31 protein-coding genes are annotated in these 24,933 nt (G+C 69.1%); 8 read left to right on the top strand and 23 right to left on the bottom strand.

The features are described from left to right. The first annotated feature begins 12 nt into the window (after window positions 1-12). Window positions 13-1,011, top strand: coding sequence for an adenosine kinase (locus OXR60_RS06840; RefSeq protein WP_267395053.1), 999 nt, complete (start codon window positions 13-15; stop codon window positions 1,009-1,011). A 106-nt stretch (window positions 1,012-1,117) separates the two neighbouring features. Here the strand turns inward: OXR60_RS06840 and OXR60_RS06835 are convergent, their stop codons facing one another. From OXR60_RS06835 to hisB, 9 genes are all read right to left on the bottom strand, one after another. Further along, on the bottom strand, window positions 1,118-2,674 hold the full coding sequence (locus OXR60_RS06835) for an amino acid permease (protein WP_267395052.1): 1,557 nt from the start codon (window positions 2,672-2,674) through the stop codon (window positions 1,118-1,120). Between the two features lie 134 nt (window positions 2,675-2,808). After that, entirely contained in the window at window positions 2,809-3,186 is a 378-nt protein-coding gene (locus OXR60_RS06830) for a histidine triad nucleotide-binding protein (protein WP_267395051.1), read from the bottom strand. Window positions 3,187-3,220: 34 nt separating this feature from the next. Then, window positions 3,221-3,526 (bottom strand): phosphoribosyl-ATP diphosphatase, encoded by a 306-nt coding sequence (locus OXR60_RS06825; protein WP_267395050.1) that lies wholly within the window; start codon window positions 3,524-3,526, stop codon window positions 3,221-3,223. A 32-nt stretch (window positions 3,527-3,558) separates the two neighbouring features. Next, window positions 3,559-3,741 (bottom strand): hypothetical protein, encoded by a 183-nt coding sequence (locus OXR60_RS06820; protein ID WP_267395049.1) that lies wholly within the window; start codon window positions 3,739-3,741, stop codon window positions 3,559-3,561. 55 nt (window positions 3,742-3,796) lie between these two features. Further along, entirely contained in the window at window positions 3,797-4,558 is a 762-nt protein-coding gene (hisF, locus tag OXR60_RS06815; RefSeq protein ID WP_267395048.1) for an imidazole glycerol phosphate synthase subunit HisF, read from the bottom strand. Next, window positions 4,555-4,794, bottom strand: coding sequence for a hypothetical protein (locus OXR60_RS06810; protein ID WP_267395047.1), 240 nt, complete (start codon window positions 4,792-4,794; stop codon window positions 4,555-4,557). Before OXR60_RS06810 ends, hisF begins: the two co-directional genes overlap by 4 nt. Beyond that, window positions 4,791-5,552 (bottom strand): 1-(5-phosphoribosyl)-5-[(5-phosphoribosylamino)methylideneamino]imidazole-4-carboxamide isomerase, encoded by a 762-nt coding sequence (gene hisA, locus OXR60_RS06805; protein WP_267395046.1) that lies wholly within the window; start codon window positions 5,550-5,552, stop codon window positions 4,791-4,793. The genes OXR60_RS06810 and hisA overlap by 4 nt, the downstream gene beginning before the upstream one ends. After that, a complete protein-coding gene (hisH, locus tag OXR60_RS06800) occupies window positions 5,549-6,157 on the bottom strand; it encodes an imidazole glycerol phosphate synthase subunit HisH (protein ID WP_267395045.1) in 609 nt (202 codons plus the stop codon). The genes hisA and hisH overlap by 4 nt, the downstream gene beginning before the upstream one ends. Window positions 6,158-6,349: 192 nt before the next feature. Beyond that, a complete protein-coding gene (gene hisB / locus OXR60_RS06795; protein ID WP_267395044.1) occupies window positions 6,350-6,937 on the bottom strand; it encodes an imidazoleglycerol-phosphate dehydratase HisB in 588 nt (195 codons plus the stop codon). Window positions 6,938-7,008: 71 nt separating this feature from the next. On the opposite strand from hisB, the gene OXR60_RS06790 reads away from it, so the two are divergent. From OXR60_RS06790 to gmk, 5 genes are all read left to right on the top strand, one after another. Further along, entirely contained in the window at window positions 7,009-7,494 is a 486-nt protein-coding gene (locus tag OXR60_RS06790) for a ClpXP protease specificity-enhancing factor SspB (RefSeq protein WP_267395042.1), read from the top strand. A gap of 241 nt (window positions 7,495-7,735) precedes the next feature. Then, a complete protein-coding gene (gene fumC / locus OXR60_RS06785; RefSeq protein ID WP_267395041.1) occupies window positions 7,736-9,127 on the top strand; it encodes a class II fumarate hydratase in 1,392 nt (463 codons plus the stop codon). Window positions 9,128-9,191: 64 nt separating this feature from the next. Continuing rightward, window positions 9,192-9,404 carry a hypothetical protein gene (locus tag OXR60_RS06780; protein ID WP_267395040.1) on the top strand — a complete coding sequence of 71 codons (213 nt, stop codon included), beginning with the start codon at window positions 9,192-9,194 and terminating at the stop codon, window positions 9,402-9,404. Then, window positions 9,401-9,598, top strand: a complete 198-nt coding sequence (locus tag OXR60_RS06775) for a hypothetical protein (protein ID WP_267395039.1) — start codon at window positions 9,401-9,403, stop codon at window positions 9,596-9,598. Before OXR60_RS06780 ends, OXR60_RS06775 begins: the two co-directional genes overlap by 4 nt. Window positions 9,599-9,842: 244 nt before the next feature. Next, window positions 9,843-10,493, top strand: a complete 651-nt coding sequence (gene gmk, locus OXR60_RS06770; RefSeq protein ID WP_267395038.1) for a guanylate kinase — start codon at window positions 9,843-9,845, stop codon at window positions 10,491-10,493. Between the two features lie 185 nt (window positions 10,494-10,678). On the opposite strand, the gene OXR60_RS06765 is transcribed toward gmk, so the two are convergent. From OXR60_RS06765 to OXR60_RS06740, 6 genes are all read right to left on the bottom strand, one after another. Next, on the bottom strand, window positions 10,679-11,359 hold the full coding sequence (locus tag OXR60_RS06765; protein ID WP_267395037.1) for an ATP12 family protein: 681 nt from the start codon (window positions 11,357-11,359) through the stop codon (window positions 10,679-10,681). Next, a complete protein-coding gene (locus OXR60_RS06760) occupies window positions 11,356-11,592 on the bottom strand; it encodes a hypothetical protein (protein ID WP_267395036.1) in 237 nt (78 codons plus the stop codon). Before OXR60_RS06760 ends, OXR60_RS06765 begins: the two co-directional genes overlap by 4 nt. Next, complete coding sequence (locus tag OXR60_RS06755; RefSeq protein WP_267395035.1) at window positions 11,589-12,242, bottom strand: HAD-IA family hydrolase; 654 nt, start codon at window positions 12,240-12,242, stop codon at window positions 11,589-11,591. Before OXR60_RS06755 ends, OXR60_RS06760 begins: the two co-directional genes overlap by 4 nt. A gap of 10 nt (window positions 12,243-12,252) precedes the next feature. After that, on the bottom strand, window positions 12,253-13,362 hold the full coding sequence (locus OXR60_RS06750; protein ID WP_267395034.1) for an RluA family pseudouridine synthase: 1,110 nt from the start codon (window positions 13,360-13,362) through the stop codon (window positions 12,253-12,255). After that, window positions 13,359-13,742 (bottom strand): fluoride efflux transporter CrcB, encoded by a 384-nt coding sequence (gene crcB, locus OXR60_RS06745; RefSeq protein WP_267395033.1) that lies wholly within the window; start codon window positions 13,740-13,742, stop codon window positions 13,359-13,361. Before crcB ends, OXR60_RS06750 begins: the two co-directional genes overlap by 4 nt. Before the next feature lie 120 nt (window positions 13,743-13,862). Further along, on the bottom strand, window positions 13,863-14,609 hold the full coding sequence (locus OXR60_RS06740; protein ID WP_267395032.1) for a hypothetical protein: 747 nt from the start codon (window positions 14,607-14,609) through the stop codon (window positions 13,863-13,865). Window positions 14,610-14,703: 94 nt separating this feature from the next. Between OXR60_RS06740 and OXR60_RS06735 the strand changes: the two genes are divergently transcribed. Beyond that, the gene (locus OXR60_RS06735; RefSeq protein WP_267395031.1) at window positions 14,704-14,925 is read left to right on the top strand and encodes a hypothetical protein; all 222 of its coding nucleotides are present in this window, start codon (window positions 14,704-14,706) and stop codon (window positions 14,923-14,925) included. Window positions 14,926-15,140: 215 nt separating this feature from the next. On the opposite strand, the gene OXR60_RS06730 is transcribed toward OXR60_RS06735, so the two are convergent. The 6 genes from OXR60_RS06730 to rpsA form a co-directional block, all read right to left on the bottom strand. Then, a complete protein-coding gene (locus tag OXR60_RS06730; RefSeq protein ID WP_267395029.1) occupies window positions 15,141-15,677 on the bottom strand; it encodes a glycine zipper 2TM domain-containing protein in 537 nt (178 codons plus the stop codon). Between the two features lie 140 nt (window positions 15,678-15,817). Next, window positions 15,818-16,243 carry an OsmC family protein gene (locus OXR60_RS06725; protein WP_267395028.1) on the bottom strand — a complete coding sequence of 142 codons (426 nt, stop codon included), beginning with the start codon at window positions 16,241-16,243 and terminating at the stop codon, window positions 15,818-15,820. A 90-nt stretch (window positions 16,244-16,333) separates the two neighbouring features. After that, window positions 16,334-16,642, bottom strand: a complete 309-nt coding sequence (locus OXR60_RS06720; protein WP_267395027.1) for a glycine zipper 2TM domain-containing protein — start codon at window positions 16,640-16,642, stop codon at window positions 16,334-16,336. 772 nt (window positions 16,643-17,414) lie between these two features. Next, window positions 17,415-17,588 carry a hypothetical protein gene (locus OXR60_RS06715; protein WP_267395026.1) on the bottom strand — a complete coding sequence of 58 codons (174 nt, stop codon included), beginning with the start codon at window positions 17,586-17,588 and terminating at the stop codon, window positions 17,415-17,417. Between the two features lie 129 nt (window positions 17,589-17,717). Beyond that, the gene (gene ihfB / locus OXR60_RS06710; protein ID WP_267395025.1) at window positions 17,718-17,996 is read right to left on the bottom strand and encodes an integration host factor subunit beta; all 279 of its coding nucleotides are present in this window, start codon (window positions 17,994-17,996) and stop codon (window positions 17,718-17,720) included. Between the two features lie 134 nt (window positions 17,997-18,130). Next, the gene (rpsA, locus tag OXR60_RS06705) at window positions 18,131-19,849 is read right to left on the bottom strand and encodes a 30S ribosomal protein S1 (protein ID WP_267395024.1); all 1,719 of its coding nucleotides are present in this window, start codon (window positions 19,847-19,849) and stop codon (window positions 18,131-18,133) included. A gap of 484 nt (window positions 19,850-20,333) precedes the next feature. Here rpsA and OXR60_RS06700 point away from each other — a divergent pair, with 484 nt between their 5' ends. After that, window positions 20,334-22,862, top strand: coding sequence for a TonB-dependent receptor (locus OXR60_RS06700; protein WP_267395023.1), 2,529 nt, complete (start codon window positions 20,334-20,336; stop codon window positions 22,860-22,862). A gap of 13 nt (window positions 22,863-22,875) precedes the next feature. Here the strand turns inward: OXR60_RS06700 and cmk are convergent, their stop codons facing one another. Next, on the bottom strand, window positions 22,876-23,493 hold the full coding sequence (cmk, locus tag OXR60_RS06695; protein WP_267395022.1) for a (d)CMP kinase: 618 nt from the start codon (window positions 23,491-23,493) through the stop codon (window positions 22,876-22,878). Then, window positions 23,490-24,833: a 3-phosphoshikimate 1-carboxyvinyltransferase gene (gene aroA / locus OXR60_RS06690; protein WP_267395021.1), complete on the bottom strand. Its 1,344-nt coding sequence runs from the start codon at window positions 24,831-24,833 to the stop codon at window positions 23,490-23,492. Before aroA ends, cmk begins: the two co-directional genes overlap by 4 nt. Between the last annotated feature and the right edge of the window lie 100 nt (window positions 24,834-24,933).

Here is a 24,933-nt window from a genome sequence, read left to right as displayed (position 1 = left end):
CGGAGTTGCCCCTTGTCCCAGCCTACCTATGACGTCGTCGCCATCGGCAATGCGATCGTCGACATCCTCGCCGAGGCCGATGACGCGTTCATCGCCGAGATCGGCGTCGCCAAGGGGTCGATGCAGCTGATGTTCTCGGCGGAAGACGCCGATGCGCTTTATGCCAAGATGGGCCCGGGGCATGAGGTGTCGGGCGGATCGGCGGCGAACACCGTTGCCGGCATCGCCGCGCTCGGCGGCAAGTGCGGCTTCATCGGCCAGGTGGCCGACGACCAGCTCGGCCAGGTGTTCGGCCACGACATCCGCGCCGCGGGCGTCCATTTCGACACCGCGGTGCGCGCCGGCGATCCCACCACCGCGCGCTGCCTGATCTTCGTCACCCCCGACGGCCAGCGGACGATGAACACCTTCCTCGGCGCCTCGCAGTTCCTGCCCGAGCGCGCGCTCGACCTGTCGCTGATCGCCGATGCGGCGATCCTCTATCTCGAGGGCTATCTGTGGGATCCCGAGGAGCCGCGCGCGGCGATGCGGGCGGCGATCGAGACCGCGCGCAAGGCCGGCCGCAAGGTCGCCTTCACCCTGTCCGACGTGTTCTGCATCGGTCGCCATGGCGGCGACTTCCGCGCGCTGATCGCCGACGGGATGATCGACATCCTGTTCGCCAACGAGGGCGAACTGGTCGCGCTCGCCGAAGTGGACGAGTTCGACGCGGCGGTGGCCAAGCTCGCCGCGCAGGTGCCGACGCTGGTCGTCACCCGCGGGGCCGAGGGCGCGATCGCGGTGCAGGCCGGGAGCCGCGCCGAAGTGGCCGCGGAGCCGATCGCGCGGGTGGTGGACACCACCGGTGCCGGCGACCTGTTCGCGGCGGGCTTCCTCCACGGCCAGGCGCAGGGCAAGGGCCTTGCCGAGTCGCTCAAGCTCGGCGCGATCTGCGCGGCGGAGATCATCAGCCATGTCGGCGCGCGGCCAACGGTGGATCTCAAGGCAATGGTCGCCGCCAAGTTGGGCTGAGCGCCCGCGGCGATGCTTGTCCCGGGCCGCGCCCGGGACGGTGCGATAGAAGAAGCGCCGGGGGATCGCTCCCCCGGCCCTTTTTGCGTGTCGGTGGTGCGCCGCTCTAGTGCAGCGGCTTGGCGATCTCCGGCTGCATCGCCGGATCGTCGACCACGTCGACGATGCCGCGGCCGACGTGGCTGCGGCTGCGGCTGTAGGCGAAGTAGATCAGCAGGCCGACCGCACCCCAGATCGGCAGCACCAGGATCGAGGCCCAGTCCAGCGACGCATAGAGGTAGAGGCAGCCGAGCACCGACACCGGCGCGACGACCCACACCAAGGGGGTGCGGAACGGGCGTTTGCGGCTGGGATCGGTGCGACGCAGCACCAGCACCGCGATCGAGACCATCGCGAAGGCGAACAGCGTGCCCGAGTTGGAGTAATTGGCGAGCTGCCCGACCGGCGCGAAGGCGGCGGCGATCGTCACCACCACACCGGTGACGATGGTGATGACGTGCGGGGTGTGGAACTTCGGGTGGACCGCGGCGAACCGCGCCGGCAGCAGCCCGTCACGCGCCATGGTGAAGAACACGCGGGTCTGGCCGAACATCATCATCAGCACCACCGAAGGCAGCGCGATGATCGCCGCGGCGGCGAGGAAGTTGCCCGCGATCGGCCAGCCGAACACGCGCAGGATGTGCGCGAGCGCCTCCTTGGAGCAAGACAGCGGCTCGAGCGCGCCGCCAGCGATGATCTGCTGGCAGCGGGCGGCGAGTTCGGGCGTGCCCGGATCGAGCAGGCGGCCGGCGGCGTCCATCACCGGCTGGGCGCCGAGCGGCGAGCCGATCGCACCGGCGGCGACGAGCAGGTAGAAGATGGTGCAGATGCCGAGGCTGGCGATGAGGCCGATCGGCACGTTGCGCTGCGGGTTCTTGGTTTCCTCGGCGGCGGTGGAGACCGCGTCGAAGCCGACATAGGCGAAGAAGATCGATGCGGCGGCGCCGGCGACGCCCGACAGATGGGTCGGCATGAACGGCGTGAAATTGGCGCCGTTGGCGGCGGGCAGGGTGATCGCGATGAACAGGGTGAGCGCGAGGATCTTCACGCCGACCAGGATCGCATTGACCTTGGCGCTCTCGCTGGTGCCGAGCACCAGCAGCCAGGTGACGAGCATCGACACCACCACCGCGGGGAGGTTGATCAGCCCGCCCTGGCTGGGGCCGACCGCGAGCCATTGCGGGATGGCGATGTCGGGCAGGAACGGCACGAAGCTGGAGAGATGCGCGAGCAGCCCGACGAAATAGCCCGACCAGCCGACCGCGACCGCGCTCGCGCCGAGCGCATATTCGAGGATCAGCGCCCAGCCGACCATCCAGGCGAGCGGCTCGCCGATCACCGCATAGGTATAGGTATAGGCGGAGCCCGCGACCGGCACCATCGAGGCGAGCTCGGAATAGCAGAGCGCCGCGACCGCGCAGACGAAGCCGGCAATGACGAACGAGAGCATCATCCCCGGGCCGGCTTTCTGCGCGGCTTCGGAGGTGAGCACGAAGATGCCGGTGCCGATCACGGCGCCGATCCCGAGCATGGTGAGCTGGAACGCGCCGAGCGAGCGATGAAGCCCGCGTTTCTCGGCCGTGGCGAGGATAGCGTCGAGTGGTTTGACGCGCCCGAAAATCATCTAGTCAATTCCCCCCACTTGCGCGGCGCCTGGCTGCGCCTCCGCATGGTGAAGCGCCCGAGCCTAACTCCAAATAGGGTGGGCGCAATGTTTTTTGATTTGACGGGCTGGGCAAACGCGCCCGGCGGAGCGGCTCAGCGCGCCAGCATCGGCCCGAGCGGCCGGCCCGCGAAGAGGTGGATGTGGAGGTGGGGCACCTCCTGGCCGGCATCGCCGCCGGTGTTGGCGAGCAGCCGGTAGCCGGGCTCGACCAGCCCGGCGGCGCGCGCAACGGTGCCGACCGCGCGGACGAAGCCGGTGATCTCGGCATCGGAGCCACGCGCGCTGAAATCGTCCCACGACACATAGGGGCCGCGCGGGATCACCAGGATGTGGCTCGGCGCCGAGGGGGCGATGTCGTGGAAGGCAATCGCATAATCGTCTTCGTAGACGCGGCGCGCGGGGATCTCGTCGCGCAGGATCTTGGCGAAAACGTTCTGGTCGTCATAGGGCTGAGTGGCGTCGATCGGCATGGCGGCCTTCCTTGGAGATCGGGACGGTGGAGGGTTAGCGGGACGCCTTCTCGTCGTGGCCCGAGACGCCCTCGCGCCGGTCCAGCTCGGCGCGGATGTCGTCGAGGCTAAGGCCGGCGTCGGCGAGCAGGACGAGCAGGTGGAAGACGAGATCGGCGGCTTCGGCGGCGAGCGTGTCGGGCGCGGCGAGCGCGGCGATCACCGTCTCGGTCGCCTCTTCGCCGACCTTCTGGGCGATCTTGGCGCGACCCTTGGCGAACAGGCTGGCGGTGTAGGAGGTGCCGGCATCGGCGCCGCGGCGGGCGCGGATCGTGGCTTCGAGGCGATCGAGCGTGTCCATCCCTGCCGCTTGGCGCGGGAGCGGCCCCAGGGTCAATCCTCCCTCGCCGCGTCGCGCTCGCGGCGACGAGTGATGAAGCGCTTGCGCAGCGCGCGGCGGACGAAGAACACCGCGATGATCGCGACCGCGAACAGCGCGAAATCGGACAGTTCGGGCTGGTCACGCGGATGGACGGTGCCGCTGTGGCCGCCAGCGACGGAGAGGATCGGGAGCATGGGGGTGGGTGTAGCGGGAGAGCCGGCGGCCGTCACCCTCACCGTGCGGCGGCGCTCAGTGGCTCCGCACCGGGATTCCCGCCGCGGCGAGCGCGTCATGGGCGTCGGCGACGCTGGCCTCGCCGAAATGGAAGATCGAGGCCGCGAGCACCGCGCTGGCGTGACCGTCGCGGATGCCGGCGACGAGGTCGTCGAGGCCGCCGACACCGCCCGAGGCGACCACCGGCACGCTGACGCGATCGGCGATGGTGCGGATCAGCTCGAGGTCATAGCCGCTGCGGGTGCCGTCGCGATCCATCGAGGTGACGAGCAACTCGCCGGCGCCGAGATCGGCGAGGCGCAGGGCATGCTCGACCGCGTCGATCCCGGTGGCGCGGCGGCCGCCGTGGGTGAACACCTCCCAGGCGCCGTCGACGCGGCGGGCGTCGACCGAGGCGACGCAGCATTGGCTGCCGAACCGCTCGGCGATCTCGGCAACCACCTCGGGCCGCGCGACCGCGGCGGAATTGACCGCGACCTTGTCGGCGCCGGCCAACAGCAGCGCGCGGGCATCGTCGGCGGTGCGGACGCCGCCGCCGACGGTGAGCGGCATGAAGCACACCGCGGCGGTGCGGCGGACGACATCGAGGATGGTGCCGCGTGCTTCGTGGCTGGCGGTGATGTCGAGGAAGCACAGCTCGTCGGCGCCGGCGAGATCATAGGCGCGGGCCTGCTCGACCGGATCGCCGGCATCGCGCAACTCGACGAAATTGACGCCCTTGACGACGCGGCCGTTGGCGACGTCGAGGCAGGGAATGACGCGGGCGCGGACGGTCATCGCAGCACCGCCTCGGCGAGCAGCACGACCGCGGCGGCGAGCAACAGCGTCACCAGCACGATCTGGCCGACAACGGAGGCGCGGAACAGCCAGGGATGCTCGATCCTGCGCACCTTGATGGGGTTGGTGCCCGTCAACGGGATGCCGATCTCGCCGTCGCGGATCTGATCGCGCAGCAGCGGCACATAGCAGGCGGTGACGCCGCCGATCAGTGTGCCGGTAACCGCGGGCATCATGCGGCGCGCGCGACGCTGAGCGCCGCGGCGAGATCGAGCCGGCCGTCGTAAAGCGCGCGACCGGTGATCACGCCCTCGACCCCGTCGCGGACATGGAGCGCGAGGACGTGGATTTCGGCCAGGCCCTTGACCCCGCCGCTGGCGATCACCGGGATGTCGACCGAGCGCGCGAGGTCCACCGTCGCTTCGACGTTGCAGCCCTTGAGCAGCCCGTCGCGGCCGACGTCGGTGAACAGCAAGGAGGCGACGCCGGCATCCTCGAAGCGGCGGGCGAGATCGACCACTGCCGTGGTGGAAACATCGGCCCAGCCCTTGGTCGCGACCATGCCATCGCGCGCGTCGACCGCGACGACGATGCCGCCGGGGAAATCACGCGCGGCGGCGCGGACGAACTCCGGGTCGTCGAGCGCGGCGGTGCCGATCACGACGCGCGACACGCCGAGATCGAACCAGCGCTCGACGCTGGCGCGGGTGCGGATGCCGCCGCCGAGCTGGACGTGGCCGGGAAAGGCCGCGACGATCGCCCTGACCGCGTCACCGTTGACCGACTCGCCGGCAAAGGCGCCATCGAGATCGACGACATGGAGGTGCTCGGCGCCCGCCTCGGCGAACAGCAGCGCCTGGGCGGCGGGATCGTCGCCATAGACGGTGGCGCGGTTCATGTCGCCTTCCGCCAGGCGGACGACCTGACCGGCCTTGAGGTCGATCGCCGGGAACACGATCAGCGGCCCCGCGTCGCTCGTGACCGCCTCGCTCATGGCCGCCACGCGAGGAAGCCGGCGAGCATGGCGAGGCCATAGCGCTGGCTCTTTTCGGGGTGGAACTGGACGCCGAGCATGTTGTCGCGCGCGATCGCGGCGGTGACCGGGCCGGCATGGTCGCTGGTGGCGATCACATCGTCTCCTTCGAAGGCATAGGAATGGAGGAAATAGGCTTCGCCGGCGGGGACCAGCGGATGGTCGCCGTGCGGCACGACGTCGTTCCAGCCCATGTGCGGCACCTTGGCGGCAGCGGTGGCGGGCTCGAGCCGGCGGACCTGGCCGCGCACCCAGCCGAGGCCGCGGTGCTCGCCCATCTCGTGGCCCGCGTCGGCCATCAGCTGCATGCCGACGCAGACGCCGAGGAAGGGAACGCCGTCGCGGCGGACGCGCTGCTCCATCGCCTCGACCATCCCGGGCACGGCGCGCAGCGCCGCGGCGCAGGCGCCGAACGCGCCGACGCCGGGGAGGACGATGCGATCGGCGCGCGTCACCAGCGCGGGATCGGCGGTGACGACGATGTCGGTGGCGCCGGCGGCGCGCAGGGCGTTCTCCACCGAATGGAGGTTGCCGGCGCCATAATCGATGAGTGCGAGGTCAGCCATGGGCTGGGACGTCCGTCATGATCGTCACCCCAGCGCAAGCTGGGGTCTCCGGCGACTCTCGTCCCGCGCTTGCGGCTTGAGACCCCAGCTTGCGCTGGGGTGACGGATATAGGCGCGGGGGTGACGGCTTGGGGCGCCGGGATGACGGGAAGGGCAGAGGTAGCGCTGCCGGTGTGATGGCAGGGGCACGCGTCACAGGATCCCCTTGGTCGAGGGGATCGCATCGGCCTTGCGCGGATCGATCTCCACCGCGATGCGCAGCGCGCGGGCGAGGCCCTTGAACGCGCTTTCGGCGATATGGTGGTTGTTGCTGCCGTGGAGCGTCTCGATGTGCAGCGTGATCCCGGCGGCCTGGGCGAAGCTGTGGAAGAAGTGCTCGAACATCTCGGTGTCCATCTCGCCGAGGCGCTTCTGGCTGAATTCGGTCTTCCAGACCAGCCAGGGGCGGCCGGAGATATCGAGCGCGACTCGGGTGAGCGTCTCGTCCATCGGCGACAGCGCGTCGCCATAGCGGCGGATGCCGCGCTTGTCGGCGAGCGCCCGGGCGACCGCCTCGCCGATCGCGATGCCGGTGTCCTCCACCGTGTGGTGCTGGTCGATGTGCAGATCGCCGACGGTGCGGACGTGGAGATCGATCAGCGAATGGCGCGACAGCTGCTCGAGCATGTGATCGAAGAAGCCGACTCCGGTCGACACGTCATAAAGGCCGGTGCCATCGAGATTGACGGTGACGTCGATCTTGGTCTCGGCGGTGGAGCGGTTGATCGTCGAAGTGCGCATGTCAGGCTCCATAACGGTCATCGGGCGTCATGCAATCTTGACCGGTCATCAAACCCCGCTACCCAAGGGGAATGACCGACGGCCTGCCCGATAGCCTTATTCCCTATGACGAAATCGTCCAGGAAGCCCTGCGTGCCGTGGTCGGCCGCGTGCTCGACACCGTTGCCGAGAGCGGCGGCCTGCCCGGCGAGCATCATTTCTACATCACCTTCAAGACCCAGGCGCCCGGGGTGGACATCCCCAAGCGGCTGATCGAGCGGTTTCCGGACGAGATGACGATCGTCCTGCAGAACCGCTATTGGGACCTGACGGTGGACGAGCGGAAGTTCTCGGTGGGACTGAGCTTCAACCAGGTGCCGAGCAAGCTGGTGATCCCTTATTCGGCGATCACCGGTTTCCACGATCCCGCGGTGAACTTCGAGCTGCGCTTCCAGGCGACCGAAGGCCCCGACGACGGCCCCGAGCCGCACGACGAGGCCGAGAACGACGGCCCGACCGTGACCCCGGTGGAGGATGGCTCCAACGTCGTCAGCGTGGATTTCAAGCGGAAGAAGTGACCGGGCGGCGGGTGGCGTCACTCCCTGCTGTCATCCCAGCGAAAGCTGGGATCTTTGGCCGCGGGCGCAGCGCCATCGATGGAGATCCCAGCTATCGCTGGGATGACGGAGTGTAGTTAGCAGGCGTTGGAACTCCGGCCGCGGGCGCGGCGCCGTCAATGGAGATTCCAGCTTTCGTTGGGATGACGGCGGGTAGCTGGCAGGCGTTGGAACTCCCATCGCCGGCGCTAGTAGTGTCTCCATGACCGACACCCGTACCGAAACCGATTCGATCGGCCCGATCGAGGTTCCCGCGCAAGCCTATTGGGGCGCGCAGACCCAGCGATCGATCGAGAATTTCCCGTTCGGCGCGCGCGAGCAGATGCCGATCGAGATCGTCCATGCGCTGGCGCTGGTGAAGCAGGCGGCGGCGCGGGTGAACCGGCGCCATGGGCTCGATGCCGACAAGGCCGCGGCGATCGAGACGGCGGCGGCGGAGGTCGCGAGCGGCGCGCTCGACGACCAGTTCCCGCTGGTGATCTGGCAGACGGGGTCGGGCACTCAATCCAACATGAACGCCAATGAGGTGATCGCCGGCCGCGCCAACGAGATGCTCGCAGGCACGCGCGGCGGCAAGGTGCCAGTCCACCCCAATGACGACGTCAACCGCAGCCAATCGTCCAACGACAGCTTCCCGACCGCGATGCACGTCGCCGCGGCGCTCGCCGCGACCCACCGGCTGGTGCCGGCGATGGAAAAGCTCGAGGCGGCGCTGCTCGCCAAGGTCGAGGCGTGGGACGACATCGTCAAGATCGGCCGCACCCATCTCCAGGATGCAACGCCGCTGACGCTCGGCCAGGAATTCTCCGGCTATTACGCGCAGGTGCGGCTGGCGCGGACGCGGCTGGTGCCGCTGATCGAGCATGGCCTGTGCAAGCTCGCGCAGGGCGGCACCGCGGTTGGCACCGGGCTCAACGCGCCGGCGGGCTTTGCCGAGGATTTCGCGACCGAGATGGCCGCGCTCACCGGCCTGCCGTTCGAGACCGCGCCCAACAAGTTCGAGGCGCTGGCGAGCCACGACACGCTGGTCGATTTCTCCGGCCGGCTCAACACGCTGGCGGTGGCGCTGACCAAGATCGCAAACGACATCCGGCTGCTCGGCTCGGGGCCGCGCTCGGGGCTCGGCGAGCTCGACCTGCCCGCCAACGAGCCCGGCAGCTCGATCATGCCCGGCAAGGTCAATCCCACCCAGGCCGAGATGCTGACGATGGTCGCGGCGCAGGTGATGGGCAATCACGTCGCGGTGACGATCGGCGGGCTGCAGGGCCATATGGAGCTCAATGTGTTCAAGCCGCTGATCGGCGCCAACGTGCTGCGCGCGATCGACCTGCTCTCGATCGGCATGGAGAGCTTTGCCGAGCGGATGGTCGAGGGGATGACCGCCAACCGCGAGCGGATCGCCGAGCTGGTCGATCGCTCGCTGATGCTCGTCACCGCGCTCGCGCCCGAGATCGGCTATGACAATGCCGCCAAGATCGCCAAGCACGCCCATGCCCATGGCCAGACGCTGAAGCAGGCGGGGCTCGAGCTCGGGGTGGTGGACGAGGAAACGTTCGATCGCGTGGTGCGGCCCGAGACGATGATCGGGCGCTGATCGGGCTGGCCCGGGAACCCGCCGGGTCGCCAAACGCTCTTCCCCGCGAAGAGGAGATCATGACGTGAGTGCTACAACCATCGGTGCGCTGATCGGCGGCGCGGTTGATTCAATGTCCGGCGACGACAGCGCCGCGGATGGCGCGGTGGTCGGCGCGATCACCGCCAACGTGCTCAAGGTCGTGCTGCCGCTGGCGGTGACCTATGCGGTCGGCTGGGCGGTGCTGCGCGGCGCGGGTGCGCTCAAGGATGCGGCATTCGGCGAGGCCGAGGCATGATCGGCAAGATCATCGGCGCGCTGGTCGGCCGCGAGATAAACCGCCGCGATGGCTCGGGCGGATTCAAGGGTGCCGCGATGGGCACGATCGCCGCGGTGGCGCTGCGCCGGATGGGGCCGCTCGGGCTGCTGATCGGCGGCGGCTACGTCGCCAAGAAGGCCTATGACCGGCATCGCGAGACGCAGCGGGGCTGAGCCTAGGTTGAGCCCGGGCTTGTCGTTGCTCGACGTCGCTAGGTAGACTTGCCGCTCCAGCAACAGCTCCATGTCCGTCGCCCCAGCGACGGCTGGGGCCTCGTCGTTGATGAGCGGATAGCGCGCCTCCGGAAGATCCCAGCCTTTGCTGGGATGACGGTTGTGGGTCGGGTGCGGCGCGTGGCGGGACAGTCCGGCCCAGCGCGGGGTTGACGCCCGGGGGGGCGCCACGCCAGTAGCGCGCATGGACGCCACCGCTCACCCCGATCCCCACAGCCTCAAGCGCCGCGGCGTTCTGTTCGTGCTGTCCTCGCCGTCCGGCGCAGGCAAGTCGACCATCGCGCGCAAGCTGCTCGCCGACGAACCCGAACTCGGCATGTCGGTGTCGGCGACGACGCGGCCGATGCGGCCCGGCGAGGTCGAGGGCAAGGACTATCACTTCGTCGATCTCGAGGAATTCCGCCGCATGGTTGCGGAGGACGAGTTCCTCGAATGGGCGCATGTGTTCAACCACCGCTACGGCACCCCGCGCGCGCAGGTCGAGGCGATGCTCGCCGCCGGCAAGGACGTGTTGTTCGACATCGACTGGCAGGGCGCGCAGCAATTGTTCCAGATCGCCGGTGGCGATGTCGTCCGCGTGTTCATCTTCCCGCCGTCGATGACCGAGCTGCGCGCGCGGCTCGAGCGGCGCAACACCGACACGATGGAGGTCATCGACGCCCGCATGGCGCGTGCCGCCAACGAGGTAAGCCACTGGGACGGCTATGATTACGTGCTGGTCAACGACGATGTCGACCAGTGTATCGCCGGGGTGAAGACGATCCTCGCCGCCGAACGGCTCAAGCGCTCGCGCCAGACCGGGCTGATCGGCTTCATCCGCCGCCTGACGCGCTGAGGGGGTAAGGCTGCCGTTTGACCAGGACCGGTCGACGCGCGGTGAGTCCCAGGCCCTTCGACAGGCTCAGGGCGAACGGTGTGGTGGGGCAGCCTTACCAGCCCGTTCGTGCTGAGCCTGTCGAAGCACGGTGAGGCTCATGCCCTTCGACAGGCTCAGGGCGCACGCCGAGGTGGTCGGCAGCTCTAGAGCGCCTCCAGGAACCTCACCGCGCCGTCGAAATCGCGCCGTCGTGCCTCGCGCGCGTCGGCGGCGAGCGGGTCGTGGCCCCAGCGTTCGGCCTGCCAGTCCTCGTCGAGATTGGCGGCGGCCCAGATGTCGGCGGGTTCCATCGCGCGCTCGACCAGCGCGAGGCCGAGGATCAGCGAGCCGCTGATCGTCACCAGCGGCGACAGGCCGGCGAGGGTGAAGGCGTCGAGCGCGGCGACCGCGTCGCCGAGCCGGCGGATCGTCGCGGCCGGCTGCGCACGGTGGATGATGCCGGTGGCGAGCTCGAGGTGAACGTCGTAGCGCGCGCGCGCCCAGGCGAGCGGCGGATCCCAGGTAGCGGCCTGGCGGGCAACCAGATCGTCGGGGCCATCGGCGCGGTAGCACAAGAGATCACTTTCGCCGTAGCGCGCGAGCCCGGCGGCGAAGCTGGCGGGATCGGGGCCGATCCGGTCGATCGCGGCATTGGCGAGGCCGGTGAGCGGCATGCGGCGCGGGTCGATCGTCTCGGGCACCGCGCGCCATTCGGCGGCGACCGCCTCGGCCAGTGCCGCGGTGGGGAGCGCGAGCGGCACGCGGCCGGGGGTGCGGACCGGGCGGCCGTTGAGCGTCACCACCCGGGCCTCGTCGATTCCGACGTCGGTCCAGAAGCGCTTCATCGCTGCGGCGGCGTCCGCCAGCGGTGGGCGAGGCTGCGCGGCACGGTGGCGATCATCAGCAGCGCCGAGAGCACGATGGCGATGCCGAGGATCTTCACCGGCAGGCCATGGCTCTTGAACGCGAGGAACACGCCGAACACCGCGCCCGCAGCGCCGGCGATGCGGGTGGCGGTCATCGCGAAATAGCGGCGGCGGGCGAGCCGGTCGGCCGCATTGGTGGCGAGGCGGGTCATGCGAGCAGGTGCCGCAGCGCCGGCACGCGATCGGCGACGACATCGGCGCCGGCCGCGGCGAGGTCACCGACGGTGTGATAGCCCCAGGCGACGCCGACCGCGCGGGCGCCGGCGGCCTTGGCCATCGCCATGTCGAAGCTGGTGTCGCCGATCATCGCCGTCGCGTCGGGCGTCGCGCCGGCCTCGGCGATCGCGGCGAGCAGCATCGCCGGATCGGGCTTGGAGGGATGGCGATCGGCGGTCTGCAGCGTCACGAAGCGGTCGGCGAGGCCGTGGTGGGCAAGGATATGGGCGAGCCCGCGATCCGACTTGCCGGTGGCGACGCCAAGCCGCCAGCCGTCGTCGGCGAGCGTGGTCAGCACCTCGACGATGCCCTCGAACAACGGCTCCTCCTCCATCTCGCCGGTGGTGCGCAGGTGGAAGAAGGCGTCCTTGTAATCCTGCGCCATCCGCCGGTGCTGCGCGGTGTCGGCCTCGGGCAGCAGCACCGCGATCGCCTCGACCAGGCTGAGCCCGACGATGCGACGGATCGCCGCGCGCGGCGGCGCGACGAGACCGGCGACCGTGAAGGCCTCCTCCATCGAGCGGCAGATGTTGGCCTGGCTGTCGACCAGGGTGCCGTCGCAATCGAACACGGCGAGCCGGATCATGCCGCCGCGCTCAATCGCGGCTGCCGCGGCCGCGCCGCTCGCCCTTGCGCGCCTTGCGCACCGTCTTGGCGTGCTGCTTGGCGAACTGCTTCTTCTCGGCCTTGCTCGGCGGCGCCTTTTCGTCGAGCGGCATCATGTTGCCGAGCATCTCGTCGAAGCCCAGTTGCTTGAGGCTCTCGGCGAAATGCGTCGGCAGCTCGGCCTGGACGTCGATCTCGCCGCCATCGGGATGGTCGACGCGGATGCGGCGGGCGTGGAGGTGCATCTTGCGGCTGATCCCGCCGGTGAGGAACGCCGCCGCGCCGCCATATTTGCCGTCGCCGACGATCGGATGGCCGATCGCGGCCATGTGGACGCGCAGCTGGTGGGTGCGGCCGGTGAAGGGCTGCAGCTCGACCCAGGCGGCGCGGTTGCCGGCGCGCTCGATGACACGGTAACGGGTGCGCGCGGCCTGGCCGTTCTCCTCGTCGATGTGCATCTTCTCGCCGCCGGTGCCCGGCTGCTTGGCGATCGGCAGCTCGACCATGCCGTCCTCGATCGAGGGCACGTCGACGATCAGCGCCCAATAGACCTTCTTGGCGGTGCGGCCGGAGAAGGTCTTGGCGAAGAACGCCGCGGCGCGGCTGGTGCGCGCGACGAGCAACGCGCCCGAGGTGTCTTTGTCGAGCCGGTGGACCAGCTTGGGGCGGCCCTCATTGTCGAACTGCAGCCCGTCGAGCAGGCCGTCGACATGCTCATGGGTCTTGGTACCGCCCTGGGTGGCGAGGCCCGGCGGCTTGTTGAGCACGATCGCCTGGGCGTCCTGGTGGATCACCATCTCGCGGACGAACTCGGTCTGCTCATCGGTGAGCGGCACCCGCTCGCGCTGCGGCTTCTCGCCCTCGGGGCGCGGCGCCTCGGGGGGCGGCACGCGCAGGATCTGCCCGGCCTTGATCCGGTCGCCGGGCGCGGCGCGGCTGCCGTCGACGCGGAGCTGGCCGGTGCGCGCCCATTTGGCGACGGTGGTAAAGCTGGTGTCGGGCAGGTGCCGCTTGAACCAGCGGTCTAGCCGGATGTCGTCGTCGTCGAAACCGACGGTGAACTCGCGCACCCCGGCGCTGATCGTCGCGCCGCCGCTCATGCCGCGACGCCGATGCTGCGGGCGAGGGTGAGGCCGGCGAACAGCGCGACGATCGCGCCGATCACCGAGACGAGGGTGTAGACCAGCGCGGTGGCGAGTGCGCCGCGCTCGGCGAGGGTGACGACGTCGAGCGAGAAGGAGGAAAAGGTGGTGAAGCCGCCGAGCACGCCGACGCCGACGAACAGCCGCCACGCTTCGCCGCCACCGGCGACCCGCGCGAGCGTGCCGATTAGCAGGCCCATCGCCAGGCCACCGACGAGGTTCACGGCAAGCGTGCCATAAGGAAAGGCCGGGCCGAACAGCGCAAGCGCGAGGCGGCCGGTGAGGTAACGCGCGCCGGAGCCGATGGCGCCGCCGGTCATGACGAGGAAAAGAGGCATGTCACCTCCCTAGCGCGTTTTGCCGCCCGCGCGAACCACCTGTGGTGATGGGTGTGGGACGCTGCCCGGCAAAGCTGGCCGGCAACGCTGCCCGGCCACTGCCGACTGCAGCGCGCCCGCTCAGTGCCCGGCGTTGGCGACCAGGTCGACGTCGCTGCCGCCGCCGCTGCGCGGGGTGACGTAGAGCATGTAGGCGGCGTCGCCGCGGGTGCCGCCGAGCACGTGCTGGGCGCCGTCGGCCTGGTGATCCGCCGAATAGCCCGCCTTGGTGACCTGGGTGTAATACCAGTCGAGCACGCGGCCGACCGGCGCGGCGCTGGCGAAGCTGACCACACGCAGCCCGCAGGCGGGCCCACCCGCGGCTTCGGCGACGCGGGCGTCGGGGTAGAGCGGCACGCCGGCGGGCAGGCGGTTGGCCCAGGTCGCGGAATAAGTGAGATTGGCGGTGCACGCGGCGCCACCGGCCTGACGGCTGGCGAGTTCGCCGAGCGTCAGCGCGCCCTGTGCCTTGCGGCAGGCAGGGCAGCCGCCCTTGGCGGCCGGGGCCGCGCGCAGATCGCCGGGGGCGACGCCGTCGGCCCGGGCGCCGATGCCGTCGGGCGGCACCGCGGCCGAGGCCGGGCGGCTCGGCGGCCGGATGACGTTGGTGTTGGCCGACTGGGTGAGCGCCGGATCGACCATGATCTGGTCGCGCAACGCCGCGGTGACGGCGGGATCGGCCTGGTTGGCCGGTTTGGCCGCATCGGTCAGCTCCTGGTCGAGGCTGTCGAGATCCTGTTGCGGCGTCGGCTGCTTCGAGCAGGCGGCGAGCGACAGCCCTGCCGCGAGCGCGGCGAGCAAGACGAGCGAGGGGCGTGAGCGGTCCATCCGCGCATCATCGCAGAACAGGGTTAAGATTGTCGTGCACGGGATCAACATCGCAATGCTTGCAGCCCGGCGCGGTCGGCGCCACATCTAGGCGATGTTCAACATCATCTCCATCCTGATCGGCCTGGTCACCCTGGTGCTGGGGCTGGTCGCCTTCGTGCCGCTGCTCGGCTGGATGAACTGGCTGGTGATCCCGATCGGCATCGTCGGTGCCGCGGTCGGGGCGCTGTCATCGTCCAACGGCGGGCGTAACCTCAACCTCGTGCTGATCGTGATCTTCGCGGTGCGGCTGATGCTGGGCGGCGGGATCTTCTAGAGCCCCGTTCCACCCTTTCCACCGTTCGCCCTGAGCTTGCCGAAGCCTGTCCTGAGCGACGCCGCAGGCGGCGTCGAAGGGGGCATGCGTCTCATCGCGCTTCGACAGGCTCAGCACGAACGGTGGTGAGGTGACCGAAGGTAAAGCTCGTCAACGAAAAGGCCCCAGCTTGCGCCAGGGCCTTTCCAGTCAGCTTTTTAGGCCAAGCCTATCGCTCAGCGGCAGCGGACGTTGCCGCGGTCGATCGACTGGCCGAGCAGCGCGCCGCCGCCGGCGCCGAGCAGGGTCGCCAGCGTCGACGAGCGGCCGTAGCTCAGCGAATTGCCAAGCAACCCGCCGGCGACGCCGCCGAGGATCAGGCCGGTGGTGCCATCATTGCGGCGGCAGTAATAGCGGCCATTGGAGCCACGATAGATCCGATCGTTGCGGCCGAGACGGCGCTCCTGATAATAGCGGCCATCGCGATAGTAATTGTCGGCGAAATAGCCACGGCGGCCATTCTCGACGCGGTTGTAATCATAGTTGCGATACTGGCGCCAATCGCGGTTGCCACCGGCAAAACGATTGTCGTTGCGGCGGCCATCGCCCCGACGATCATCGCCGCGCCGGTCACCGCGATCGTCGCCGCGGCCATCACCGCGGCCGTCGTCACGATAATCCTGGTTGGCGCCACCGCCGTTATATTGCGCCGTCGCCGGCACGGTGGCGAAGACGCTGGCGGCCAAAGCCGCCGTGAGTATTGCGATCCGCATGTCACTCTCCTGTTGGGATGTGACGTGAACGGGTGGCGGGACGGCGCGGTTGCGTGAACCGAAAACAACGAGCCGTTCATCCTGGCGGGCGAAACCGCCGGCGACGGAGGGGCCGCCAATCCACCCCTCCGCCATGCCGATCAGCCGAAGGTCGTCTCCAGCGTGATCTCGGCGTTGAGCACCTTGGACACCGGGCAGCCGGCCTTGGCCTCGGCGGCGATGCGCTCGAACTCGTCCTGTTCGATGCCCTCGACATGCCCTTTCAGCGTCAGCGCCGACTTGGTGATGGTGAAACCATCGCCGTCTTTATCGAGCGTGACCTTGGCGCTCGTCTCGAGCGTGCCGACCGAATGGCCGGCGCCGGCGAGCGCGAAGCTCAGCGCCATGGTGAAGCAGCTCGCATGGGCAGCGGCGATCAGTTCTTCCGGGTTGGTGCCGGGCTCGTTCTCGAAGCGGGTGTTGAACCCGTACGGATTGTTGGACAGCACGCCCGACTGGGTCGAGACATGACCCTTGCCGTCCTTGCCGAGGCCTTCGTAGCTCGCCGAAGCGCTGCGGGTCACCATCGATCATTCTCCATCCTGGATTGAATGAAGGCGAACGCAACAAGGAGCGCCGCGATCCCTCGCGACGCTCCTTGCCGTGTCAATTCACGCTTAACGGCAGCGGCGCGAGCTGCCGCCACGGTCGATCTCGCGGCCGAGCAGGCCACCGGCGACGGCGCCGCCGAGCGTGCCGACGGTACGATCGCCGCGGGTGTCGATGGTGCGGCCGAGCAACGCCCCGGCAACACCGCCGACCAGCAGGCCGGTGGTACCGTCCGCCTTGCGGCAACGGGCACGGCCGCGATCGTCGCGCCACTCGCGATAATGGTGGTTGCGCGCGCCGGCGGCGCTGACCGGCACGATCATCGTCGCCGGCAGCACCATCGCGGAACAGCCCAGGGCAAGCATCAATTTACGCATTACAATCACTCCCGTTTCATGAACTCGATGTCATCAAAACGAGATGGTGATGGCAGGGGTTGCATGAACCTGAAACAACCTCGCGTTCAGGTTCCATGCGGGTGTGCGGCTGGTGGATGCTGTAGGTCGGCTGGTCGCATTTGAGGATGAGGCTGGCGTGGGACGCCGCGGGATCAGCTGCTGACGACGCAGGACGACACCCTATCCACAACCGTCATCCCAGCGGGAGCTGGGATTTCAGGCAATGGTGCAGGGACAGATTGCGAGAGACCCCAGCTTTCGCTGGGGTGACGTTTGTGGATAGGGTGTCGTCCTGCGCAACGCCTGCCGTGCCCAGCGCGATGAGGTTGGCGCGCGGAGGCGCGGAGGCGCGGAGGACGCGGAGGACGCGGAGAGGTACCCTGCGTCGAGCTGGTCGCGGTCGGTGCGGACGGGTGAAGGCCTCTTCTTTCTTCTCTGCGTCCTCTGCGCCTCTGCGCGAATCCACTTCTTTTCGCCTATCACCGTCATCCCAGCGGAAGCTGGGATCTCGATCCGCAAGGGCGGGGCAGGAGCCGCGGGAGACCCCAGCTTCCGCTGGGGTGACATGGGGGGGGCGTCGCAGCCTTTGTGAAAATGGCAAGCTTAAGGTCGCGCAGAGGCGCGGAGGCGCAGAGGTGGCTTTCTGCGGGCAGCGGCTACCGGGGCAGCAAGCGATTGTCTGCTCCGCGCTTACCCGCGAGCCACTGTTTGCCGGCTAACGCCGGTGTGACCGACCAGCCTGGCGTGTCGCTCAGGCTACCGGCGGCTCGGGCGGCTCAGACGGTGGCGACTCCGGCAGGTCGTCGCGACCTGCCGTCGCGCGTTTGCGATAGTGGTTGGCGGCGAGCGTCGCGCCGAGGATGAAGCCCCCGGGGGCGAACAGGATGACCGCGGCAAGACCAAGCTTGCCCCAAGGAGTGCGCATCACCGGCGCCTAACCGGCGGCAGCTGAACGCGGCATGGCTGATCGATGATGACGCAGCAGCGGCGGCATGGGGCGCGACCTATCAGGCCGACGCCGCGATCATGCCTGCGCGGTGCGGATCGCACCGGCTCAGACGTTGAGGCGCGCGCGCATTTCCTTGCCGGGCTTGAAATAGGGGACGCGCTTGGCGTCGACATCCACCGTCTCGCCGGTGCGCGGGTTGCGGCCGGTGCGCGCATCGCGGGCGCGGGTGGAAAAGGCGCCGAAGCCACGCAGCTCCACTCGGCCATTGGCGGCGAGGCGGCGGGTGATCTCGTCGAAGAAGGCGGTGACGATCGTCTCCACTTCCTGCGCCGACAGATCGGGGTTGGTTTCGGACAGTTTAAGAATCAGTTCGGAACGGATCATCGCAAGCCCCCCGGCTTCTGGTGCAATGCCGGCTCTATAGCGACCTAACGGCGTGCCGTATAGGTCCGAATTGGCATCTACCTCCACCGCGGAGGTAATAGGGGCGCCTCTTGCGAGACGCCCCCGGTAGGTGCTTACTTCTTCTCGGCGTCCGAGCGGGCCTTGAGAGCCTCGCCCAGGATGTTGCCGAGGGTCGCGCCCGAGTCGGACGAACCGTACTGCGCCACGGCCTGCTTCTCTTCGGCGATCTGCATCGCCTTGACCGAGAAGGTCGGCTTCTTGGAGCGGTCGAAGCCCGTCACCATCGCGTCGAACTTCTGGCCGACCTGGAAACGCTCCGGACGCTGCTCGTCGCGATCGCGACCCAGATCCGTGCGCTTGATGAAGCCGGTCGCGCCATCGTCGCCCTGCTGAACCTCGAGGCCCGCATCGCGGACTTCGAGCACGGTCACGGTAACGACCGCATTCTTGTTCAGCTTGTCGCCAGCTGCGGCAATGCCGCCGGCTGCCGGGCCGCCACGCTCGAGCTGCTTCATGCCGAGGCTGATGCGCTCCTTCTCGGCGTCGATGTCGAGCACGATCGCCTGGACGGTCTCGCCCTTGCGATGCAGGTTGAGGGCATCCTCACCCGACACGCCCCAGGCGATGTCGGACATGTGGACCATGCCGTCGACATCGTTGTCGAGACCGATGAACAGGCCGAACTCGGTGGCGTTCTTGACTTCGCCCTCGACGGTGGAACCGATCGGATGCGAGGCGGCGAACGCCTCCCACGGATTGTTCTGCGCCTGCTTGAGGCCGAGGCTGATGCGACGCTTGTCCTCGTCGACCTCGAGCACCACGACGTCCACTTCCTGCGAGGTGGAGACGATCTTGCCCGGATGGACGTTCTTCTTGGTCCAGGACATCTCGCTGACGTGAACCAGGCCTTCGATGCCCGCTTCCAGCTCGACGAACGCGCCATATTCGGTGATGTTGGTGACGCGGCCCGAAAGCTTGGCGCCGACCGGATACTTGGCGGATGCGCCATCCCACGGGTCAGACTCGAGCTGCTTCATGCCGAGGCTGATGCGCTGCGTGTCCTTGTTGATGCGGATGATCTGCACCTTCACCGTGTCGCCGATGTTGATCATCTCGGACGGGTGGTTGACGCGCTTGTAGCTGAGGTCGGTGACGTGGAGCAGGCCATCGATGCCGCCGAGGTCAACGAACGCACCGTAATCGGTGATGTTCTTGACGACGCCGTCGATGATCTGGCCCTCGGCCAGGCTCATGATCAGGCCCGAACGCTGCTCGGCGCGGGTCTCTTCGAGCACGGCGCGACGCGACACCACGATGTTGCCGCGCTTGCGGTCCATCTTGAGGATCTGGAACGGCTGCGGGATGTCCATCAGCGGCGTGACGTCGCGGACGGGGCGGATATCGACCTGCGAGCCCGGCAGGAACGCGACGGCGCCCGACAGGTCGACGGTGAAGCCACCCTTGACGCGGCCGAAGATGACGCCTTCGACGCGGGCCGACTTGGAGAATTCGAGCTCGAGCTTGTCCCAGGCGGCTTCGCGGCGGGCGCGGTCGCGGCTGAGCATCGCTTCGCCGTGGACGTTCTCGACGCGGTCGACATAGACCTCGACTTCGTCGCCGACCTTGAGGTCCGACTTCTGGCCGGGCGCGGCGAACTCGCGGAGCGGCACGCGGCCTTCCGACTTGAGGCCGACGTCGATGACGGCAAGGTCGTTCTCGATGGCGGTGACGGTACCATGGACGACGCGGCCTTCGAAGCTGTCGGCACCGCCGAACATGTCATCGAGCATGGCGGCGAAATCGTCGCGGGTAGGAGTGGGCTGGGTAGCCATAGGGTTAGAGTGTCCTAGTTAAAATCGTTTCCGGCCAATCGGTTGGTTCCGATGGTCTTGGCTGAAAACGCCGCGGCGGCCCCGTGCCGGTCGCGGCATCCGTCGTTCAGGGCAGCGGAGGAATACGATGCGCGTTGGATGCGAAAAGGGCGCGAGAGGATAACCAGTCGCGCCTACCTCCGCGAGCGCCTGCTCGCCGGACGGTGGGGACATAGCCGAAAACGGGGGTAACGGCAAGGTGGACGGGGCGGGGGGCGCCAGAGGCAGGCAAGGGTGTGTTCCGCTCCGCTCCCAGCATCCGTCATGCGAGCTCGCGCGGCGATCACGGCTGGTCGCAGAAGTGGTGTGGCGACGTGCCGAAGCAGCGCCGGAACAAAGATCGCGACATGGCCCGGCGATACAGTATGCCGGCACGGCAGCGGGGTGGGAGCGCGGGGTGCGGGCAAGGAACGGGCGTCGATGGCGAAGGCTGGCGGGAGCAGCGTTGCTTGTCATCCCCACCGCTGTTCTTGCCCAGCAAGATGAGCCGCAGGACGGCGCCCTGCAGGACGAGCAGCCCGCGCCGCGCGACCGGGACGACATCCTGGTCACCACCAAGCGGCTCCCCGGCTCGGCGCTCGGCGACATCGCGCCCGTCGCGGTGCTCGATGCGGCATCGATCCAGGCGCTCGGCGTCACCAATCTCGACGACATGCTGCGCCTGCTCAAGCCGCTGGTTACCGCGGCAAGCGGCGCCGGCCCGGTGTTCCTGCTCAACGGCCGCCGGGTGTCGGGCTATGGCGAGATCCAGACGCTGCCGCCCGAGGCGCTGGAGCGCACCGAGGTGCTGCCCGAGACGGATGCACCGCGGTTCGGCTTCCCGTCCACGGTGCGGCTGGTCAATTTCATCACCAAGCGCCATTTCCGCGCATTGTCGGTGGAGCAGGGGGCGGGGACCACCACCGAGGGCGGCGCCGACACCAGCACGCTGGCGCTCGGCTCCACGCGGATCGACCGCAGCAAGCGATCGTCGCTGACGATCAACTATGATCACCAGGACGCGTTGCTCGGCACCGAGCGGCGAACGATCCCCGACACGAGCAGCCTGTTCGATCTCACCGGCAACCTTGCCGGGATCGGCGGCGGTAGCATCGATCCGGCACTCGATGCGCTCGCCGGCCGCGCGGTGACGGTGGCACCGGTGCCGCTCGACCCCGCCGCCCAGGGCTCGCTCGCCGGCTATGTGGCAGGTGCCGGCACGCCGCGGGTGACCAATCTCTCGCCCTACCAATCGATCTCCGGGCGCGACACGCTCAAGGTCGATACGACCCAGGCGGTGCCGATCGGCCGCACGGTGATGGCCTCGCTCAACCTGACGATGGAGGCGGAGCGTGGCTCGGGACTGGTCGGGCTGGCGAGCGCGGCGCTGCGCGTGCCGGGCGGCAACCCCTATTCGCCGTTCGCCGGCGACACGCTGCTCTATCGCTATCTCGGCGAGGCAGGCGTGCTGCGCCAGCACAACAGCAGCCTCAACCTTCACGCCGGCAGCACCGTGCAGGGCAGCCTCGGCCGCTGGCAGTGGACCGTCACCGGCAGCGCCGATCGCGCGCGGGTCCGCGCCGCGGCCGAGCAGGGCCTCGACCTCGCGCCCGTCCAGGCCGCGATCGATGCCGGCGGCGATCCGTTCGGTCCGCTTGCCGCCGCCGCGACCGCCGACCGGCTCGTCGCGCGCAGCCGCACGGCGACGACGACGGTGACCGGCAAGGCGACCGCCAACGGGCCGCTGCTGCGGCTGCCGGCGGGCGATGTGCAGATGACGCTGAGCGCAGATTACGCGCGCTCCACCAGCCATGGCACGCTCGCCGGCGGCACCGCGGCCGAGCTCGACCTGCGCCGCATAACGCAGGCGGCGAGCGTCAACATCGACGTGCCGATCGCCTCGGCCAACCAGGGCGTGCTCGCCGCGATCGGCACGCTGTCGGCCAACGGCACGATCGGCATCGCCGCGGTGTCGCGCTACGGCAGCCTCACCAACAGCAACCTCAGCCTGACCTGGACCCCGGTGACGCCGCTCCAGGTCACCGCCTCGATCAGCAGCACCCAGACGCCGCCGGCAATCGCGCTCCTCACCAACCCGGCGCTGACCCTGCCCAATGCGCCATTGTTCGATTTCCTGACCGGCAGCAGCGCGCTCGTCACGGTGACCGCGGGCGGCAATGCCGATCTCGCGCCCGAGCGGCGCCGGATCAGCACCGCCGGCGTGTCGTGGAAGCCGATCAAGGACAAGGAACTGCGCCTCAACCTCAATTATAGCGAGACGCGGATCGACGACCAGACCGGCAATCTCGGCAGCGTCACCGCGGCGTTGCAGGCGGCGTTCCCCGACCGGTTCGTGCGCAGCGCCGACGGCCTGCTGCTCAGCGCCGACCTGCGCCCGGTGAACATCTACCGCGAGCGGGAGCGCAAGGTGCAGGGCAAGGCATCGCTGTGGACCCAATTGGGTCATGAGCCGCCGCCGGCGCCCGCGGCAGCCGGTGCGCCACCGCCGCCGCCGCCCAAGCCGCGGCCGATGCTCTATTCCTCGCTCACGCTGACCGGGCGGCTCGACGACCGGCTGGTGCTGCAGCCAGGGCAGCCGAGCCTCGACCTGCTCGGCGGCGATTCGCTCGACGGCACCGGCGGGCGGGCGCGCTACGAAGCCGAAGGCAATATCGGCGGATCGATCGGCCCGGTGCAGGGCGGCTTCTACGCGCTGTGGCAAACGGCCACGCGCATCCGCAGCGACATCGCGGCGGCCGACCTGCGCTTTTCGGGGCGCAGCTATGTGGGGCTATATTCGACGATCGACGCCGCCCGGCTCGCGCCGCGCGCCGCCTGGGCGAACAAGATCACCTTCCAGCTCCAGGTGCAGAATATCCTCAACGACCGCATCACGGTGCGCGACCGCAGCGGCGCAACGCCTTATCGCTTCCAGCGGGTATTCCTCACGCCCTATGGCCGGATCATCAAATTCTCGGTGCGCAAATTGTTCTGACGGGCGGGCGCCGTCAGCGCCGCGCCTCGACCAGCGCCACCGCTTTCTGCACCGAGGCGTCGATCGACAGGAAGCTGGTATCGAGCAGCGCGGCGTCGTCGGCCATCACCAGCGGCGCGGTCGAGCGGCTCGAATCGCGCTCGTCGCGGGCGCGGATGTCGGCGAGGACCTTGTCGAAGCTGATCGCCGAGCCGTTGGCCTGCAATTCGGCGTGGCGGCGCTTGGCGCGGATCTGCGGGGTCGCCTTGACGAACAATTTGGCGTCCGCGTCGGGGGCGATCACCGTGCCGATGTCGCGGCCGTCGAGGATCGCGCCACCGGCCTGATGGGCGAAGCGCTTCTGGCGGTGGAGCAGCGCTGCGCGCACCAGCGGGTGCGCCGAGATCACCGAGGCGAGTTGGCCGATCTCGTCGGAGCGCAGCGCCGGATCGGCGAGCAGGCCGTCGTCGAAGCTGCACGCGGCGACCGCATCGGCTTCCTTCTCGGGGTCGAGCTCCATCGCGCGCACGGTGGCGGCGACGGCGCGGTAGAGCAGCCCGGTATCGAGGTGGGGAAGGCCGTAATGGCGCGCGAGCGCCTTGGCGATGGTGCCCTTGCCCGAGGCGGCAGGGCCGTCGACGGCGATGATCACGCGGATGCTCCGGCTAGCTGGTCGAGCGACTGGAAGAAGGCGGGGTAGCTGGTGGCGACCGGCGCGATATCGTCGATCGCGATCGGCGCGGTGGCGTGTAGGCCGGCGACGACCATGCTCATCGCGATGCGGTGGTCGAGCAGCGTCGCGACCGCGCCGCCGCCGGGGATCGCGGTGCCGCCGCTGCCGGTGACCGCGAGGCCGTCGTCAAATTCCTCGCACGGCACACCGCAGGCGGTGAGCGCGGCCAGCATCGCGGCGATCCGATCGGATTCCTTGACACGCAGCTCGTGCGCGCCGCGCGCCACCGTGCGGCCGGCAGCGAAGGCGGCGGCGACGAACAGCACGGGATATTCGTCGATCATGCTCGGCGCGAGATCGGCCGGCACCTCGATCGCGGTCAGCGCGGCATGGCGGACGCGCAGGTCGGCGACCGGTTCGCCGCCGACCTCGCGGCGGTCGAGCTCGGTGATGTCGGCGCCCATCAGCCGCAATGCCGCGATCAGCCCGGTGCGGGTGGGGTTGAGCCCGACATTGGCGACGACGAGATCGGCGCCCGGCACGATCGAGCCGGCGACCAGCCAGAAGCCCGCCGACGAGGGATCGCCGGGAACGACGATGTGCTGCGGCGTCAGCTCGGCCTCGCCGGTGAGCTCGATCACCCGGCCCTCGTCGCTCTCGCGCACGGTGAGCGCGGCGCCGAAGCCGCGCAGCATCCGCTCGCTGTGATCGCGGGTGGCGACCGGCTCGATCACCGTGGTGATGCCGGGCGTATTGAGCCCGGCGAGCAGGATCGCCGATTTCACCTGCGCCGAGGCGACCGGCAGCGTGTAGCTGATCGGCACGGCCGGGCAGAGGCCACGGATCATCAGCGGCAGCCGGCCGCCGGGGGAGGCGGTGACGCTCGCGCCCATCTGCTCGAGCGGCTCGATCACGCGGCCCATCGGCCGCTTCGACAGCGAGGCGTCGCCGGTGAAGGTGACGGTGATCGGATGGCTCGCGACCAGCCCCATCAGCAGCCGCGTGGAGGTACCCGAATTGCCCATCTCCAGCGCCGTCTCGGGCTGGAGCAGCCCACCGACCCCGACCCCGTCGACATGCCAGACGGCCTCGCCGTCATGGTCGTCGCGGGTGATGGTCGCGCCCATCGCGCGCATCGCGGCGGCGGTGGCGAGCACGTCCTCGCCCTCCAGCAGGCCTTTGATGCGGCTGCGGCCGACCGCGAGCGCGGCGAGCATCAGCGAGCGGTGGCTGATCGATTTGTCGCCCGGGACGGTGATCCGGCCGGTCAACGGGCCGCGCGATCCGGCGGCAAAGGGCTGGGGAAGCGAGTGTGACATCGGGGTGGGGCTTTGACAGTCACCTTGTGCTATGGCAAGGCGCGCCCCACTTCGCCGAAGCAAGGGATCCGTCCCTCTTCCAAGAACCCAATTCCGAAAG

This window comes from Sphingomonas sp. GC_Shp_5, assembly GCF_026540855.1.
Classification (GTDB): Bacteria; Pseudomonadota; Alphaproteobacteria; order Sphingomonadales; family Sphingomonadaceae; genus Sphingomonas.
This window is presented reverse-complemented; position numbering and strand designations above follow the sequence as displayed.

Excerpts from the sequence above, each read along its gene's own strand:
- OXR60_RS06835 (WP_267395052.1), bottom strand. The coding sequence starts at position 2,674 with ATGATTTTCGGGCGCGTCAAACCACTCGACGCTATCCTCGCCACGGCC.
- OXR60_RS06830 (WP_267395051.1), bottom strand. The coding sequence starts at position 3,186 with ATGCCGATCGACGCCACTCAGCCCTATGACGACCAGAACGTTTTCGCC.
- OXR60_RS06825 (WP_267395050.1), bottom strand. The coding sequence starts at position 3,526 with ATGGACACGCTCGATCGCCTCGAAGCCACGATCCGCGCCCGCCGCGGC.
- OXR60_RS06820 (WP_267395049.1), bottom strand. The coding sequence starts at position 3,741 with ATGCTCCCGATCCTCTCCGTCGCTGGCGGCCACAGCGGCACCGTCCAT.
- hisF (WP_267395048.1), bottom strand. The coding sequence starts at position 4,558 with ATGACCGTCCGCGCCCGCGTCATTCCCTGCCTCGACGTCGCCAACGGC.
- OXR60_RS06810 (WP_267395047.1), bottom strand. The coding sequence starts at position 4,794 with ATGATGCCCGCGGTTACCGGCACACTGATCGGCGGCGTCACCGCCTGC.
- hisA (WP_267395046.1), bottom strand. The coding sequence starts at position 5,552 with ATGAGCGAGGCGGTCACGAGCGACGCGGGGCCGCTGATCGTGTTCCCG.
- hisH (WP_267395045.1), bottom strand. The coding sequence starts at position 6,157 with ATGGCTGACCTCGCACTCATCGATTATGGCGCCGGCAACCTCCATTCG.
- hisB (WP_267395044.1), bottom strand. The coding sequence starts at position 6,937 with ATGCGCACTTCGACGATCAACCGCTCCACCGCCGAGACCAAGATCGAC.
- OXR60_RS06790 (WP_267395042.1), top strand. The coding sequence starts at position 7,009 with ATGACCGACGGCCTGCCCGATAGCCTTATTCCCTATGACGAAATCGTC.
- fumC (WP_267395041.1), top strand. The coding sequence starts at position 7,736 with ATGACCGACACCCGTACCGAAACCGATTCGATCGGCCCGATCGAGGTT.
- OXR60_RS06775 (WP_267395039.1), top strand. The coding sequence starts at position 9,401 with ATGATCGGCAAGATCATCGGCGCGCTGGTCGGCCGCGAGATAAACCGC.
- gmk (WP_267395038.1), top strand. The coding sequence starts at position 9,843 with ATGGACGCCACCGCTCACCCCGATCCCCACAGCCTCAAGCGCCGCGGC.
- OXR60_RS06765 (WP_267395037.1), bottom strand. The coding sequence starts at position 11,359 with ATGAAGCGCTTCTGGACCGACGTCGGAATCGACGAGGCCCGGGTGGTG.
- OXR60_RS06760 (WP_267395036.1), bottom strand. The coding sequence starts at position 11,592 with ATGACCCGCCTCGCCACCAATGCGGCCGACCGGCTCGCCCGCCGCCGC.
- OXR60_RS06755 (WP_267395035.1), bottom strand. The coding sequence starts at position 12,242 with ATGATCCGGCTCGCCGTGTTCGATTGCGACGGCACCCTGGTCGACAGC.
- OXR60_RS06750 (WP_267395034.1), bottom strand. The coding sequence starts at position 13,362 with ATGAGCGGCGGCGCGACGATCAGCGCCGGGGTGCGCGAGTTCACCGTC.
- crcB (WP_267395033.1), bottom strand. The coding sequence starts at position 13,742 with ATGCCTCTTTTCCTCGTCATGACCGGCGGCGCCATCGGCTCCGGCGCG.
- OXR60_RS06740 (WP_267395032.1), bottom strand. The coding sequence starts at position 14,609 with ATGGACCGCTCACGCCCCTCGCTCGTCTTGCTCGCCGCGCTCGCGGCA.
- OXR60_RS06735 (WP_267395031.1), top strand. The coding sequence starts at position 14,704 with ATGTTCAACATCATCTCCATCCTGATCGGCCTGGTCACCCTGGTGCTG.
- OXR60_RS06730 (WP_267395029.1), bottom strand. The coding sequence starts at position 15,677 with ATGCGGATCGCAATACTCACGGCGGCTTTGGCCGCCAGCGTCTTCGCC.
- OXR60_RS06725 (WP_267395028.1), bottom strand. The coding sequence starts at position 16,243 with ATGGTGACCCGCAGCGCTTCGGCGAGCTACGAAGGCCTCGGCAAGGAC.
- OXR60_RS06720 (WP_267395027.1), bottom strand. The coding sequence starts at position 16,642 with ATGCGTAAATTGATGCTTGCCCTGGGCTGTTCCGCGATGGTGCTGCCG.
- OXR60_RS06715 (WP_267395026.1), bottom strand. The coding sequence starts at position 17,588 with ATGCGCACTCCTTGGGGCAAGCTTGGTCTTGCCGCGGTCATCCTGTTC.
- ihfB (WP_267395025.1), bottom strand. The coding sequence starts at position 17,996 with ATGATCCGTTCCGAACTGATTCTTAAACTGTCCGAAACCAACCCCGAT.
- rpsA (WP_267395024.1), bottom strand. The coding sequence starts at position 19,849 with ATGGCTACCCAGCCCACTCCTACCCGCGACGATTTCGCCGCCATGCTC.
- aroA (WP_267395021.1), bottom strand. The coding sequence starts at position 24,833 with ATGTCACACTCGCTTCCCCAGCCCTTTGCCGCCGGATCGCGCGGCCCG.